Genomic DNA, 14,369 nt, shown 5'->3' on the forward strand with positions numbered 1-14,369 from the left:
ATGCATTCTGCGATTATGGCGGTGTACTACTGTTACGGGTGAAATTGTGGGTGATGCTCAGGTGAGCCGCCTTGTTCCAGCGACGACCCACCCCTTGTTTGTCATTCCCGAAGGGAATCTGCTTTTAGCCTCTACACTGCCGAGGCTCTCAACCAGCAGCAAGCCAGCTACTACTTGCTGTAAAGTTCGACGATCAGCTGCTCGTTCACCGGCAGGTTGATGTCCGCACGCGACGGCAGAGCGATGACCTTGCCCGACAGACCATCGCGGTTGATGTCAAGCCACGGCACAGAGTTCTGACCGCTGGCAAAGCCCTTTGCCTCTTCGAGAAGCGCAAGCGCCTTCGAACCTTCGCGAATCGCGATCTCATCGCCAATCTTGCATTGGAACGACGGGATGTTCACCTTGCGGCCGTTCACCTGAACGTGTCCGTGACGAACCACCTGGCGAGCCTGGCGGCGGCTGATCGCGAAACCAAGACGGTAGATCACGTTGTCGAGACGCGTCTCAAGCTGCTGCAAGAGCAGTTCGCCGGTTACGCCGGTCTTGTTCGAAGCCTTCTGGTAGTACGCGCGGAACTGGGTCTCGAGCGTGAAGTAGATGCGCTTGGCCTTCTGCTTCTCGCGAAGCTGCAGACCGTAGCCCACAACTTTCTTCACCTTGCGGCTCTGTCCATGCTGCCCTGGGGGAAAGTTGCGCTTCTCAACGGGGCACTTCTCGCTGAAGCACTTGGCTCCCTTGAGAAACAACTTGGTGCCGTCACGACGGCAAAGACGGCAGACTGCGCCTGTATAACGTGCCATTTCTTATCTCCTGAATCGAGTGACGATCGGTTTACACGCCATACCAGCGCTTCATGTCCCGATCCAATGAATCTGATACGACCGATGCGCCGCAGCCAATAACTCAGCTGCGGCACATCGCTTTCACACTTAGATCAAACGCGGCGGCGCTTCGGCGGACGGCATCCGTTATGCGCCATCGGCGTAACGTCGCGGATGCTGCGCACATCGATGCCAGCAGTCGCGAGCGCACGGATCGCGGACTCACGTCCCGAACCCGGTCCCGAAACCCGCACATCGACCGAGCGAAGACCGTGGTCGCGAGCAGCATTCGCCGCTCCAACCGCTGCCTGCTGTGCCGCAAACGGAGTGCCCTTACGCGATCCGCGGAAGCCGAGCGAACCCGAGCTCTTCCAGCTCAGCGTGTTGCCGGTCTGGTCCGTGATCGTGACAATGGTGTTGTTGAAAGAAGCCTGGATGAACACAAGACCGTACGGAACGTTCTTCCGCTCGCGCTTCTTGAACTTCTTGTTCTTCCCTGCAGCCGACTTGTTCTTTTGCTGATTCTGAGTCTTCGCCATTACTTGGTCACCTTCTTCTTACCGGCAACCGTGCCCTTGCGGGGGCCCTTGCGGGTACGAGCGTTCGTGTGGGTGCGCTGTCCGCGAACCGGAAGGCTGCGGCGATGGCGAAGGCCACGGTACGACTGAATCTCGATCAGGCGCTTGATGTTCAGCGAGATGTCCTTGCGGAGATCGCCTTCAATGCCGCCTTCCACTTCGATCACCTGACGGATGCGGTTCAGAGCGTCTTCGTCGAGCGTGCCGATCTTCGCGATAGGGTCAACATCGGCCTTCGTGAGGATCTTCATCGCGCGCGAATCGCCAATTCCAAAGATGTACGTGAGCCCGATCTTCGCCTGCTTGTTGTTCGGGACATCGACACCGGCAATACGTGCCATAGGGTTCCTTTTCTGTAGGGCCTCGCAGATCAAAGCTGCGAAGCAGGGTTAGTTGGTTTGCGGATCGATTCCACCAGGTTCATCGCAAGCCTTAACTTCGGCTAACTCGCCTGCTGGGTCCGGGCAGTTCAGAAACTGTAAGGCCTTCGCTTATGCGAGGGCCAAGGTATTAGCCCTGGCGCTGCTTATGCTTGGCGTTCTCGCAGATCACACGCACCACACCACGGCGGTGGATGACCTTGCACTTGTCACAAATCGGTTTTACGGATGCACGAACCTTCATGTTATTTCCCTTCAAACAAAAGCTTTCGCCCTTCGACCGCATACTGCCGGTTGAAGGCGCGCGATAGTACCCAACTTCTACTTCAGCTAGCGCCTGGAAGCTATTAGCTAAATTCCTGCAAGGGGAGAGAGTCTACTTGTAGCGGTAGACGATGCGGCCACGGTTGAGGTCGTAAGGACTCAACTCAATCGCAACGCGATCACCGGGGAGAATGCGGATGAAGTTCTTACGCATACGTCCAGATACGTGCGCGAGCGCCTGGTGCTTGTTCTCGAGCTCGACCTTGAACATCGCGTTTGGCAGGGTCTCGACAACCACCGCCATCACTTCAATTGCATCTTCCTTCGACAAACGAATCTCCTTGAAAACAACTACCCAAACTGTGAATCTTCTTGATCTGCTTGGATCACAACGGCACACGAAGGCCGAGGTTCACGCAGCATCTCTGATGATACCCTGTTTCCCTTGAAAAACCTAGCGGGTAAGTACGTACGGCCCATCTTTTGTGATAGCGACCGTGTGCTCAAAATGGGCGCTATAGCTTCCATCCACGGTCACCGCCGTCCAGCCATCCTTCAGCGTCTTCACTTCGGGCTTGCCGGCATTGATCATTGGTTCGATCGCCAGGACCATGCCCTCTTTCAGCCTCGGGCCTTTACCCTTGGTCCCAAAGTTTGGCACCTGCGGGTCCTCGTGCATCGACCGCCCGATGCCATGGCCCACAAAGTCCCGCACCACTCCGAACCCCTCAGCTTCGCACATCGTCTGCACCGCAGCTCCGATGTCGAACAGCCGCCCGCCGACCACGGCAAACTTGATCGCCTCTTCCAGCGACGCCTTCGTCACATCCAACAACCGCTGCGTCTGCGGCGAAGCCTTGCCGACCGCATACGACACCGCTGCATCCGAGTAGTAGCCATCCAGAATCAGGCCGCAGTCGATCGAAACGAGATCGCCATCCTTCAGCACAACCTTCTCGTTCGGAATCCCGTGCACCACCTGCGCGTTCACCGACGTACAAAGTGCCGCCGGAAACCCGTGATACCCCTTGAACGCCGCTTTCACGCCGGAGAACGTCGCAATCTTCGCGTTCGCCGCATTCTCCAAATCCATCGTCGTCGCACCCGGCACTACCAACGGCGCGAGCACGTCATGCACCTGCCGCAGCAGTTTGCCTGACTCCCGCATCTTCTCAATCTCAGCCCGGGTCTTAATCACAATTGCCATAGATCCTTTAGATGGAGCGAAGACTCCCTACGATCCTCGTCTCACTTAACAGCACGGCTTCAGCCGTACCTTCAGAGCCTGTCCCGCCCTGCGGCTTTAGCCGCTGAGATACGTCCTTAGCCCTTCCCAACCACTTCCGCAGCCCGCAAACTCTTCAAAGCCGCCACAACACTAGCCGTCACTTCCGCAACCGGCCTCGCCCCGTCAACCTCAGCAAAACATCCCTGGCCGCGATAATGCTCAATCACATGCGCCGTCTTCGCGTTGTACTCCACCATCCGCTCCCGAAAGGTCTCTTCCGTATCGTCCGGCCGCTGTACCAGTTCGCTTCCCTCAACATCACAGATGCCCGCAACCAGCGGCGGCTCCGAGTAGACGTTATAACTCCGCTTGCAGGCCGGGCAGATCCGTCGCCCGGTGATCCGCTTCAGCAACTCCTGCTCATCCACCTTCAAACTGACCGCCAGAAGCCGCAGCGTCATCTGTCCAGAAACCTGGTGAACCTCCAGCAGCCCATCGATAAATCCTGCCTGTGCCAATGTCCGAGGATACCCGTCAAGAATAAAACCGCGCTCAGCCCCAGGCTCATGCAGCCGAGCCGCAACCATCCCGTTCACCGTCTCATCGTCGACAAAAAGGCCCTGGTCCATCAGCCCCTTGGCCTTCAATCCAAGCTCCGTCCCGTCGGCGATATTCTTCCGCAGAATCTCGCCCGTCGAGATTTGGGGAATCCCGTACTCCGCCATCAGGATCTGCGCCTGCGTGCCTTTACCAACTCCCGGAGCGCCAAGAAGAAGAACCGGCCCGGGCAGGAAATCTTCCGCCGAGGCCGGTGTTCTCTGTATCGAGTCTGTCAATGCGTTCCCTTACCAGCTCTTGCGGCCACGGATGCGGCCAGACTTCGGCGTAAATCCGTCATAATGCCGCATGATCAGCTGTGATTCAATCTGCTGTACCGTATCCATCGCGACGCCCACAACGATCAGCAGCGAAGTTCCACCAAAGTAGAAGTTCACCCCAAGTCCGTTGGTAAACACCGTGGGCAGCCGGTCAAAGAGCGACCCAACCAACCAGAGATGGTTGAAGTGAATACCACTGATCAACAACGTCGGTACGAGCGAGATGATGATCAGATAGACCGCTCCAACCAGGGTGATCCGCGTCAGCACATCGTTGATGAAGTCGCGCGTACGGTTCCCCGGACGGATACCAGGAATGAAGCCACCGTACTTCCGCATGTTGTCCGCAATGTCATCAGGGCGGAAGACGATCGAGATATAGAAGTAAGCAAAGAAGATGATCGCAATGATGAAGATCAATTCATACATGGGCTCGCCAGGAGCGATATTGCGAAAGATCGGGCTAAAGAAAGAAGTGTCGCGCAGTGGCGTACCAAACCAGTTCACGCCACCAAACAGCAGCGGCACCGACAGGATCGAGCTTGCAAAGATCACCGGCATCACACCACCGGAGTTCACCTTCAGCGGCAGGTGGGTCGACTGACCACCCATCATCTTGCGGCCGACAATACGCTTCGCATACTGCACCGGAATCCGGCGCTCAGACTTCTCGACGAAGACGATGAACGCAACGACCGCGACCATACCGGCAACCAGCAGGATCACGACGAGAGGAGTCAAAGCTCCCCATGCGCCGTCGCGAACCTTCACATAAAGGTCTTCGATACCGCGCGGCAGGCCAACCACGATACCGGTGAAGATTAACAGCGACATACCGTTGCCGATACCGCGCTCCGTGATCTGCTCACCCAGCCACATGATAAACGCCGTTCCGGTCGTCAAGGTCAGCACGCATAGCGGGCCAAACAGCCAGTGCGAGATGGTCACCATCGGCGCGCCGGTCTGCGTTCCCATCAAGCCCCCCGCAATAGCGGTGGACTGAACAATCGCCAGCAGCACTGTCACGTACCGAGTCCACTGCGTGATCTTCCGGCGACCAAGCTCGCCTTCCTTCTGCAGCTTCGCCAGTGGCTCATAGATAACCGTCAGCAGCTGGAAGATGATCGACGCAGTGATGTACGGCATGATGCCCAGCGCGAAGACCGTCAGCTTGCGCAGGTTTCCGCCCGAGAACAGGTCAACCAACCCAAGCGCGGAGCCTGAGTTCTGGTTGAAGAACTGCGCCAGCAGGTCGGCGTTGATGCCCGGTGTCGGGATATGTGCGCCAAGGCGGTATACAGCGAGAAGACCCAGCGTAAACAGCACGCGCTTGCGGAGGTCGGGGATACGAAAGATGTTGGCAATTTTCTCAAACATCAGAACTCTGGAACCTCGGGGCTAAAGCAAGTTGAAGATGAATTGCGTTCTCTGAATTCTATCGTGCAAAGCCAGGCACGCAGGCCTGGCTTTGCACTTTACAAAAGATCCTTGGTAATTCTTAGGCTGCAGCCGCTTCGCCAATCACGATCGCCTTGCCGCCAGCCTTCTCAATCGCTTCCTTAGCCGACTTCGAGAACTTGTGCGCATGGATCGTCACAGCCGAGCTGATCTCACCATTGTTCAGAACCTTGATCAGGCCGTTCTTCCGGCGGAGCAGGTTCAGCTCAACGATCTTCTCGAGCGTGAACTCGATCGCGCCATGCTCAGCGACGAGCTCAGCCACGCGGTCCAAGCCAAGTACGGTGTACTCAACGCGGAAGATGTTAGTGAAGCCGCGCTTCGGCAGACGGCGGTGCAGCGGCATCTGGCCGCCTTCGAAACCACGCATCAGGCTCGAACCCGAGCGCGATCCCTGGCCCTTGTGTCCACGGGTAGATGTCTTACCCATGCCCGAACCCATACCGCGGCCGACACGCTTCTTGTTCTCATTCGCCTTTTTAGGAGCGCGCAGATTGGAAAGATTACGAATTGCCATTTCTATTTCCTCGCTATAACGCCGGCAGCTCGAAGCTGGCCGACTCGCATGTAATTTGTGTTGCGGTTTATATCCTGCCCTTAGACGAAGCGAACAAGGTGCGGAACCTTCGCTACCATACCGCGGATCGAAGGTGTATCTTCGCGCTCGACGATCTGGTTCAGCCGGGTGAATCCAAGTCCCTTGATAACCGACTTGTGCTTCACCGGCGTGCAGATCTTCGACCGGAAGTACTGCAGCTTGATCTTCGCGACTGCATTTGTATCTGCCATAACTCTTCTCCTGATAGTTGCCGCCCGCGGTCACCTGCAACGCGAAACGTACAACGTAAAACTGTCTTTAGAGCTCGTCTTCCGACTTGCCACGCAGGGCAGCAACTTCGCTCTTGTTGCGGAGCTGGATCAGCGCGTCAAATGTCGCCTTGATCACGTTGTGCGGGTTCGCCGTGCCAAGCGACTTCGTCAGCACGTTCTGAATCCCAGCCGACGTCATCACAGCGCGAACCGTCTTACCAGCGATGATTCCCGTACCTTCCGGAGCCGGCTTCAACATCACCGAACCAGCGCCGAAGTGGCCAAGCACCTGGTGCGGAATCGTGGTCTCGGTCAGGTTGATCTTGAACAGGTTCTTCTTGGCCGACTCGATCCCCTTGCGAATCGCCTGGGGAACTTCCTTGGCCTTGCCCGAACCGTAGCCCACAACGCCTTCACCGGCGTCACCCACCACAACCAGCGCGGCGAAGGACATATTCTTACCGCCCTTGACGACCTTGGTTACGCGGTTGATCGAAACAACCTCGTCCTTCAGGTTCAGCCGGTTTGCGTCAATCTTCTTCTTGAGAACTGCCATAGTCTTTATCCAGCTTTCTGGCTGCCTGTCCAGGCGCCTAAGAACCTTTAGAAGTCCAGCCCAGCTTCACGGGCAGCGTCAGCGAGAGCTTTCACGCGGCCGTGATACAGGTAGCCGCCGCGATCGAACACGATCTTCTTGACGCCCTTCTCGATAGCGCGCTCAGCGATCAGCTTGCCGACAGCCTTTGCAGCCTCGACGTTGCCGCCGTAGACCTTCTCTTCGCCCTTCTTGCCCATCGACGAAGCGGAGGCGATCGTGACGCCATTCAGGTCGTCGATCAGCTGCGTGTAGATGTGGTTGAGCGAGCGGTACACATTGAGGCGCGGACGCTCCGCGGTGCCAGACATTTTCTCGCGAATACGCGTGTGAACGCGCTGGCGAATGACATTACGTTGACGAGGATTAATCATTTTTTCCCTTCCTAGTAGCGTCACCAGAGTGCTGATGACGTTCGGTCTCTATCTTTTTTGGTGGGACCAGGACATTAGCCCTGGTCCCTAAGCTTTACTTGGCGCCGGTCTTTCCGACCTTCTTCTTCAGCTTCTCACCGGTGTAGCGAACGCCCTTGTTCTTGTACGGATCAGGCTTACGCAGCGAACGCATATCGGCGGCAATCTGGCCGACCTTCTGGCGGTCGATTCCGGAGACCACAAGGTGCGTCTGCTTCGGATCGATCGTTACCTCGATGCCCGTAGGCAGCGGGAACTCGATCGGGTGCGAGTAGCCGAGCGTGAACACAACCATGTTCTTGCCCTTCAACTCCGCACGGTATCCGATACCGACGATGTCGATCTCTTTGGTCCAGCCAGTCGTAACGCCGGTTACAGCGTTGAACACGAGCGAACGAGCAAGCCCGTGAAACGCGGCCTGCTTATCATTCTCGCGCTCAGCGATCAGATTGCCCTCTTTGACGACGAGCTTGATGCCGCCAGGGAGAATCGCGCTGACCTTGCCCTTCGGGCCTTCGACGAGAACGGAAGTACCTTCCGCGTTGACGGTCCACTTGACGCCCGCCGGAAGCGGAATCGGCTTTTTACCAATACGTGACATGTACTAATCCTTATGTGGCTTGCGAGTCCCTTATAAGTCGAAACCGATAAGTTCCACTGCAGCCCGGCGATATCTCACGCCGTAGTCCCTAAATTCAAAAAGAATTACCAAACTTCAGCGAGGATCTCTCCGCCAACGCCTTCACGGCGAGCCTGGCGGCCGGTCATAACACCCTTCGGTGTCGTCATGATCGAGATACCAAGTCCACCCTGCACGCGGCGAATCTCGTCGCGGCCAAGGTAAACGCGGCAACCGGGACGCGAGATGCGCTTCAGGTCGCGAATGACGGACTCGTTGTTCGGGCCGTACTTCAGGTATACCCGGATCACCTTCATGCCATTCTCTTCAGCAGGCTTGAAGTTCGCGATGTAACCCTCTTCCTTCAGAATGCGAGCGATCTCCGCCTTCAACTTCGAGGCGGGAACGTCAAGCTTCTGGTGGCGGGCACGGACGGAGTTGCGGATGCGGGTCAAAAAATCTGCTACTGGGTCGGTCAGGTTCATCAATTCTCCTTCATTCCCCGTTCGCTCACGCCTGCTTTTTGTCAAAGCACTCGCGAGAACCAGCGGAAATGTTGCTACAAATTACGTCCAGACTTCTGCACTCTGAAGCTTCCGAAGAAGCAACGAAATGAGGTCTCTGGAGTTTTGCAGGTCTCGGCTCTGCGCCAGACCCGCGTCAAACGGAATTACCAGCTGGACTTCACAACACCCGGAATCTCACCCTTGAGGGCGAGCGAACGGAAGCAGAGACGGCAGACGCCGAACTTGCGCAGGAAAGCGCGAGGGCGACCACAGATCTGGCAGCGGTTGTGCTGGCGGGACTTGAACTTCGGAACTCGTGCGTCTTTGACGCGTTTTGCTGTAGTTGCCATAACTCTCTTTCAATTCTACGCGAAACTTGTGGATTTCACCGAACTTGTTCTGCCTGTTTCTAACGCTTAGGCAGTACGAAAGGGCATACCGAACGCCTTCAGCAGCGTACGCGCGCCGTTATCGTCCTTGGCGGTCGTCACGATGGTCACGTTCATACCCTTGAGCTTGTCAACCTTCGCGTAGTCAATTTCAGCGAAGATAAGCTGATCGCGCAGACCCAGCGTGTAGTTGCCGCGGCCGTCGAAGCTCTTCGCCGAGACGCCCTTAAAGTCTCGAACACGCGGAAGCGCGATCGAAATCAAGCGGTCCAGGAACTCATACATCGCATCGCCGCGCAGGGTCACCATCGCTCCGATGGGCATGCCTTCGCGAACCTTGAACGCAGCGATGGACTTCTTCGCCTTGGTCGTCACCGGCTTCTGTCCGGCAATCGATGCCAGGTCAGCCACGAGCGGGTCCATGATCTTGACGTTCTGGGTCGCTTCGCCCAAACCCATGTTGATGACGATCTTCTCGAGCTTCGGAATCGCCATCGCGTTCTCGATGTTCAGTTCCTTCGCGATCGCCTGCTTGATCTCGTTGTTGTACTTCTCTTTGAATCGTGCTGCCATGATTGCTCTCTTCGCTTTCTCCACGGTTCCGGAGTCATGCCCGATGGGCCTTTACCGTTTCGTAGGGTGCACCTTAGTTACAGAATTACTTACTTCTTCTTCTCGGGAATCACATTCCCAGAAACCTTCGAAACGCGAACCTTCTTGTCACCCTCAACCCGAGTGCCAACGCGCGTCTTGTTACCCTCAGCGTCGATCAGCATCACGTTCGAGATGTGGATGGTCGCTTCCTGCTCCGCAATGCCGCCCTTGATGTTCCGCTGGGGATTCGGCTTCACGTGCTTCTTCATCATCATCACGCCCTCAACCAACAAGCGGTTCTTCTCTCCGATGACGCGAAGGACGCGGCCTTTCTTACCCTTATCCTTGCCAGCGATTACTTCAACCTGGTCATTACGCTTGATCTTGATGCTTGCCATAACTAGCTCCTCGCTATCGACTCCGGCTATCTGCCGAAGTCCCTCGGTCTAAGACCGGCTCGCTTAATAATTACGGTTAACCAACATCCGAAGTTAGATAACTTCAGGCGCCAGCGAAACAATCTTCAAAAACTTCTTGTCGCGAAGCTCACGAGCAACAGGTCCGAACACACGCGTCCCAACCGGCTCGTTCGAGTCGTTGATCACGACAGCGGCGTTCTGGTCGAAGCGGATATACGTGCCATCGCGGCGACGATACTCCTTGCGCGTGCGGACGATGACCGCCTTCACGACCTTGCCCTTCTTGACCGTCCCGTCGGGCGAAGCTTCCTTCACCGCTGCCGTAACGACATCGCCGAGACCGGCCTTCTTGCCCAGCCCGCCGCCGAGCGGAAGGATTACCTGCAACTTGCGTGCGCCCGAGTTATCGGCCACGTCAAGCATTGTTCTCATTTGTACTGACATCGTTCGGCTCCTGAATCTCTAACCAAAGCTTCTACTGCAAATTTCTAAATGCGCCGGGCGAACTACTTCGCCGGTGCAGCGACCGGGGCCTTGTCTTCAGCCTGCGCGAGCGAGGAGCGGCGAACGATCTCCTCGAGCGACCAGCGCTTCAGCTTCGAAAGCGGCCGAGCCTCGCGGATGCGGACCACATCGCCGACGCGAGCGGAGTTCTGCTCGTCATGCGCGTAGAACTTCTTGTTCGACTTCATTACGCGCTTGTACTTCGGGTGCGCCTTGCGCATCTCGATCTCGACCACGATGGTCTTCTGCATCTTCGTCGAAACGACGAGGCCGACCTTCTCGTTGCGGCGCGTAGCCGCTGCTTCAGCCGTAGCGTCCGTAGTTGCGGGGGTAGTGTTCACTGTCTCTGCCATGGGTTAGCCCTTCTTCGCGTTCTTGCGCGCGGTGCGTGTGCTCTTGGCCGGGGCGACGTTCTTCACCACCGGGTTGGCCTCGCGCTCCGCACTCAAAGTGCGCTCACGAGCAATAGTCTTGATGCGGGCGATGTCCGTCTTCAGCACGCGAAGCTTCTTGATGCCTTCCTGGTTGCCCAGGCTCTTCTGGAAGCGGATGCGGAAGATCTGTTCGCCGGCCTTCGCCTGCTCCGTCTTCAGCTCTTCGTCGCTCAGGCTGCGGATCTTTGTCAGTTCCATAATTCTTCTCTCTTCACTACAAAGTTGCTGGCCTGATCGATTGAATCCGGCCGAATAATCTATTGCTCGAACTTACTTCGCAGCTACCGTAGCCTTCACATCGTGACGCATCACGAAGGTCGTCTTCAGCGGCAGCTTGTGGGCAGCCAAACGCATCGCTTCCTTCGCGAGCTCAGGCGTTACGCCTTCCATCTCGAACAGGATCTTGCCCGGGCGCACAACCGCAACCCAGTGATCCGGAGCTCCCTTACCCTTACCCATACGGGTTTCGGCAGGCTTTTTCGTGATCGGCTTGTCCGGGAAGATACGCAGCCACACCTTGCCGCCACGCTTGATGAAACGCGTCATGGCGATACGACTCGCTTCGATCTGGCGATCGGTGATGTAACCGCATTCGACGACCTTCAGGCCGAACTCACCGAACGACAGATCGCTTCCGCGCCATGCCTTACCGCACATGCGACCGCGCTGTTGCTTGCGGTACTTGACCTTCTTTGGCATCAACATAATGAAACCCTCTTAGCTCTTAGCTTCTAGCCCCAGCTATTCGCCAGGAACTAGTCCATCAAATCCTGCTGCCATCAGCGATGTTCCGCTGCGCTTAGCTGCTTCAAGCTGCCTTTCGCTGCCCTTAGGAAGCGAATGCGCCCGTCGTCGTAACCTGGTCGCGCCGCTTCTTCTGCTCGTAGATGTCGCCACGGTAGACCCAGGTCTTCACGCCGATGATTCCATAGGTCGTGTGGGCCTCGGAGAACCCGTAGTCGATGTCCGCGCGCAGCGTGTGCAGCGGCAGGCGGCCTTGGAGATACCACTCCGAACGAGCAATCTCGTTGCCGTTCAGACGGCCCGATACGCGGACCTTGATCCCCTTGCAACCAAAACGCAGTGCCGAATCGACCGACTTGCGCATCGCGCGGCGGAAGCTGACGCGCTTCTCGAGCTGCAACGCAATTGCCTCGGACACAAGCTGAGCATCAAGCTCCGGCTTGTTGACCTCGAGGATATCGATGAACACCTCGCGGCTGGTGCGCTTCTGGATGTCGGCCTTGAGCTTGTCGATCTCGGCACCCTTGCGGCCGATGATGATGCCCGGACGCGCAGTGCGGATGATCAGACGCAGCTTGTTGCCTGGGCGCTCTACTTCAACCGAGCTCACGCCGGCGGCCTTCAGCTTCTCGCGCAGCTCAGCCTTCAGCTTTACGTCCTCGACCAGCAGCTTGTCGTAGCCGCGTTCCACAAACCAGCGTGACTTCCACGGCTTGTTGATCCCGAGGCGAAACCCATACGGATGGACTTTCTGTCCCATAGCTTCCTTTACTCCGGCCCTGTTGCCGGTTGAGCCGGCAGGGCATTCGCAAAACTTTAATTTTACTTCAAATCTTCTTTGTCATTCCCGCATTTTGTTTGTCATTCCCGAAGGGAATCTGCGTTTATGACGCCTATTGAACCCTTACTTCGCGGCCGTCTTCTTGGCTGCCTTCTTAGCCGGAGCCTTCTTCGCGGCGGTCTTCTTGGCTGCAGTCTTCTTCCCTGCTGCCTTCTTGACCGGAGCATCCGTTGCGCTAACCGCCGCTTCCGGAGCCTTCTTCTCGGCAACCGTCACGATGATGTGTGCGAGCCTGCGCTGGTAGCGGAACGCGCGGCCCATTGGGGCAGGGCGGATACGCTTCATGCGCGGGCCTTCGTTCGCCACCGCGGTGTGAACGTAAAGGTTATCGACATCGACATCCAGGCCCTGCTCGTCCGAGACGTAGCTGGCATTCTGGATCGCCGAACGGAGGACCTTCTCCACCACCGGAGCGATACGCTTCGTGCTGAAGTGGACCGTGTTGAGCGCCTGCTCTACGCGGAGTCCCTTGATGAGGTCGAGAACCAACTTCGCCTTCTGCGGGCTGGTGCGCTGGAACTTTGCTTCCGCGCGAAACTCTCTCACTTTTACTGCTGCTGCCTTAGCCATAACATCGTCCTTCGTAACTCAAACTTGTTCCGTCACTGCACTTCATCGCGGCAGATTGCCGCCCTACAGACTAACGAGGCTTTGCCGATTCGCCCGACTTGGCCGAGTGGCCCTTGAAGGTCCTGGTCGCCGAGAACTCGCCCAGCTTGTGGCCAACCATGTTCTCCGTCACGTAGACCGGGATGAACTTGCGGCCGTTATGCACCGCAATGGTGTGACCGACAAAGTCGGGGTGGATGGTCGACCGGCGAGACCAGGTGCGCAGCACCTTCTTCTCGTTGATCTGGTTCATGCCCTCAATCTTCTTCATGAGGTGCGCGTCGATGAAAGGGCCCTTCTTCAGTGAACGTGACATTTGCTTAGCTCCGTAACTCTGTTGCGATGCTCGATACGACGAATCTCTTAGGTGCGAGACTTGGTGTTTCTCTCAGAACTAAGAACCGAAAACTAACTACTAAAACCGAATTACTTGCTGCGACGCTTGACGATAAATACATCCGTCCGCTTGTTGTTACGCGTCTTGTAACCACGCGTAGGCTGGCCCCACGGAGTTACCGGGTGACGTCCGCCTGAAGTCTTACCTTCACCACCACCGTGTGGGTGGTCGACCGGGTTCATCGAGACACCACGGTTGGCCGGGCGAATGCCCTTCCAGCGGTTACGTCCCGCCTTACCGATAGTGACGTTCTCGTGGTCCGTATTGCCGACCTGGCCGATCGTCGCCATGCACTCAACCAGCACCTTGCGGGTCTCGCCCGAAGGCAGCTTCAGAAGAGCGTAGTCGCCTTCCTTCGCGATCAGGTTGACCTGGGCTCCAGCTGAACGCGCCATCTGCGCGCCCTTGCCGGGACGAAGCTCGATGTTGTGCACGATCGTACCGGTGGGGATGTTCTTCAGCGGCAGAGCATTGCCAACCAGGATGTCTGCATCCGGTCCGCTCATGATCTGTTGCCCAACCGTCAAGCCGATCGGCTGAATGATGTAACGCTTCTCGCCGTCAGCATAAGCAATCAGGCAGATGCGCGAGCTGCGGTTCGGATCGTACTCAACCGTCTCGACCTTGCCGGGAATCCCGTACTTGTCGCGCTTGAAGTCGATGAGACGAAGCTTCTGCTTGTGACCGCCGCCCTGGTGGCGGATAGCCAGACGGCCGGTGCTGCTACGACCGCCGGTACGCGGCTTTACCGCGAGAAGCGGCTTGTAGGGCTTGTCCGTCGTCAGGTCGTCGTTGACGAGCTTCGTCTGGAAGCGGAGCGTCGGTGTAATCGGTCTAAATGATTTAATCGGCATTATCTTGTTCCTTCTGCCGCGCGGCTATTTA

25 protein-coding genes are annotated in these 14,369 nt (G+C 57.1%); all 25 read right to left on the reverse strand.

Annotated features, from left to right (window positions below; genetic code table 11):
• Positions 1-170: 170 nt before the first annotated feature.
• The 25 genes from rpsD to rplB all read right to left on the reverse strand — a co-directional run bounded on the left by rpsD (position 171) and on the right by rplB (position 14,338).
• Positions 171-803 carry a 30S ribosomal protein S4 gene (gene rpsD / locus HDF16_RS03755; RefSeq protein WP_184213779.1) on the reverse strand — a complete coding sequence of 211 codons (633 nt, stop codon included), beginning with the start codon at positions 801-803 and terminating at the stop codon, positions 171-173.
• 134 nt (positions 804-937) lie between these two features.
• Positions 938-1,363 (reverse strand): 30S ribosomal protein S11, encoded by a 426-nt coding sequence (rpsK, locus tag HDF16_RS03760; protein ID WP_184213780.1) that lies wholly within the window; start codon positions 1,361-1,363, stop codon positions 938-940.
• The gene (gene rpsM / locus HDF16_RS03765; RefSeq protein ID WP_184213781.1) at positions 1,363-1,743 is read right to left on the reverse strand and encodes a 30S ribosomal protein S13; all 381 of its coding nucleotides are present in this window, start codon (positions 1,741-1,743) and stop codon (positions 1,363-1,365) included. The genes rpsK and rpsM overlap by 1 nt, the downstream gene beginning before the upstream one ends.
• Before the next feature lie 169 nt (positions 1,744-1,912).
• Positions 1,913-2,026, reverse strand: coding sequence for a 50S ribosomal protein L36 (gene rpmJ, locus HDF16_RS03770; protein WP_174335722.1), 114 nt, complete (start codon positions 2,024-2,026; stop codon positions 1,913-1,915).
• Between the two features lie 132 nt (positions 2,027-2,158).
• The gene (gene infA, locus HDF16_RS03775) at positions 2,159-2,377 is read right to left on the reverse strand and encodes a translation initiation factor IF-1 (protein ID WP_013581270.1); all 219 of its coding nucleotides are present in this window, start codon (positions 2,375-2,377) and stop codon (positions 2,159-2,161) included.
• Positions 2,378-2,500: 123 nt separating this feature from the next.
• Positions 2,501-3,253 carry a type I methionyl aminopeptidase gene (gene map / locus HDF16_RS03780; RefSeq protein WP_184213782.1) on the reverse strand — a complete coding sequence of 251 codons (753 nt, stop codon included), beginning with the start codon at positions 3,251-3,253 and terminating at the stop codon, positions 2,501-2,503.
• Between the two features lie 116 nt (positions 3,254-3,369).
• Positions 3,370-4,110, reverse strand: a complete 741-nt coding sequence (locus HDF16_RS03785; RefSeq protein ID WP_184213783.1) for an adenylate kinase — start codon at positions 4,108-4,110, stop codon at positions 3,370-3,372.
• Positions 4,111-4,119: 9 nt separating this feature from the next.
• Entirely contained in the window at positions 4,120-5,529 is a 1,410-nt protein-coding gene (gene secY / locus HDF16_RS03790; RefSeq protein ID WP_184213784.1) for a preprotein translocase subunit SecY, read from the reverse strand.
• A gap of 121 nt (positions 5,530-5,650) precedes the next feature.
• Positions 5,651-6,127, reverse strand: a complete 477-nt coding sequence (gene rplO, locus HDF16_RS03795) for a 50S ribosomal protein L15 (RefSeq protein ID WP_184213785.1) — start codon at positions 6,125-6,127, stop codon at positions 5,651-5,653.
• Between the two features lie 80 nt (positions 6,128-6,207).
• A complete protein-coding gene (rpmD, locus tag HDF16_RS03800; RefSeq protein ID WP_184213786.1) occupies positions 6,208-6,399 on the reverse strand; it encodes a 50S ribosomal protein L30 in 192 nt (63 codons plus the stop codon).
• A 67-nt stretch (positions 6,400-6,466) separates the two neighbouring features.
• The gene (gene rpsE / locus HDF16_RS03805) at positions 6,467-6,976 is read right to left on the reverse strand and encodes a 30S ribosomal protein S5 (RefSeq protein WP_184213787.1); all 510 of its coding nucleotides are present in this window, start codon (positions 6,974-6,976) and stop codon (positions 6,467-6,469) included.
• Positions 6,977-7,023: 47 nt separating this feature from the next.
• The gene (gene rplR / locus HDF16_RS03810; protein ID WP_184213788.1) at positions 7,024-7,389 is read right to left on the reverse strand and encodes a 50S ribosomal protein L18; all 366 of its coding nucleotides are present in this window, start codon (positions 7,387-7,389) and stop codon (positions 7,024-7,026) included.
• Between the two features lie 94 nt (positions 7,390-7,483).
• Positions 7,484-8,029 (reverse strand): 50S ribosomal protein L6, encoded by a 546-nt coding sequence (gene rplF / locus HDF16_RS03815; RefSeq protein ID WP_184213789.1) that lies wholly within the window; start codon positions 8,027-8,029, stop codon positions 7,484-7,486.
• 104 nt (positions 8,030-8,133) lie between these two features.
• A complete protein-coding gene (rpsH, locus tag HDF16_RS03820; protein WP_184213790.1) occupies positions 8,134-8,532 on the reverse strand; it encodes a 30S ribosomal protein S8 in 399 nt (132 codons plus the stop codon).
• A gap of 185 nt (positions 8,533-8,717) precedes the next feature.
• Positions 8,718-8,903: a type Z 30S ribosomal protein S14 gene (locus HDF16_RS03825; protein ID WP_184213791.1), complete on the reverse strand. Its 186-nt coding sequence runs from the start codon at positions 8,901-8,903 to the stop codon at positions 8,718-8,720.
• A gap of 66 nt (positions 8,904-8,969) precedes the next feature.
• Entirely contained in the window at positions 8,970-9,515 is a 546-nt protein-coding gene (rplE, locus tag HDF16_RS03830; protein ID WP_184213792.1) for a 50S ribosomal protein L5, read from the reverse strand.
• A gap of 89 nt (positions 9,516-9,604) precedes the next feature.
• Complete coding sequence (rplX, locus tag HDF16_RS03835) at positions 9,605-9,934, reverse strand: 50S ribosomal protein L24 (protein ID WP_221312460.1); 330 nt, start codon at positions 9,932-9,934, stop codon at positions 9,605-9,607.
• Positions 9,935-10,027: 93 nt separating this feature from the next.
• Positions 10,028-10,399, reverse strand: a complete 372-nt coding sequence (gene rplN / locus HDF16_RS03840; protein WP_184213793.1) for a 50S ribosomal protein L14 — start codon at positions 10,397-10,399, stop codon at positions 10,028-10,030.
• 62 nt (positions 10,400-10,461) lie between these two features.
• Complete coding sequence (gene rpsQ / locus HDF16_RS03845) at positions 10,462-10,812, reverse strand: 30S ribosomal protein S17 (protein WP_184213794.1); 351 nt, start codon at positions 10,810-10,812, stop codon at positions 10,462-10,464.
• A gap of 3 nt (positions 10,813-10,815) precedes the next feature.
• Complete coding sequence (rpmC, locus tag HDF16_RS03850; RefSeq protein WP_184213795.1) at positions 10,816-11,091, reverse strand: 50S ribosomal protein L29; 276 nt, start codon at positions 11,089-11,091, stop codon at positions 10,816-10,818.
• Between the two features lie 72 nt (positions 11,092-11,163).
• Entirely contained in the window at positions 11,164-11,598 is a 435-nt protein-coding gene (gene rplP, locus HDF16_RS03855; protein WP_184213796.1) for a 50S ribosomal protein L16, read from the reverse strand.
• Between the two features lie 124 nt (positions 11,599-11,722).
• On the reverse strand, positions 11,723-12,397 hold the full coding sequence (rpsC, locus tag HDF16_RS03860; RefSeq protein ID WP_184213797.1) for a 30S ribosomal protein S3: 675 nt from the start codon (positions 12,395-12,397) through the stop codon (positions 11,723-11,725).
• A 144-nt stretch (positions 12,398-12,541) separates the two neighbouring features.
• Positions 12,542-13,048, reverse strand: coding sequence for a 50S ribosomal protein L22 (rplV, locus tag HDF16_RS03865; RefSeq protein WP_184213798.1), 507 nt, complete (start codon positions 13,046-13,048; stop codon positions 12,542-12,544).
• 70 nt (positions 13,049-13,118) lie between these two features.
• Positions 13,119-13,403 (reverse strand): 30S ribosomal protein S19, encoded by a 285-nt coding sequence (rpsS, locus tag HDF16_RS03870; RefSeq protein ID WP_184213799.1) that lies wholly within the window; start codon positions 13,401-13,403, stop codon positions 13,119-13,121.
• A gap of 110 nt (positions 13,404-13,513) precedes the next feature.
• Positions 13,514-14,338, reverse strand: a complete 825-nt coding sequence (gene rplB / locus HDF16_RS03875; protein ID WP_184213800.1) for a 50S ribosomal protein L2 — start codon at positions 14,336-14,338, stop codon at positions 13,514-13,516.
• Positions 14,339-14,369 lie beyond the last annotated feature (31 nt).

Source organism: Granulicella aggregans (assembly GCF_014203275.1).
GTDB lineage: Bacteria > Acidobacteriota > Terriglobia > Terriglobales > Acidobacteriaceae > Edaphobacter.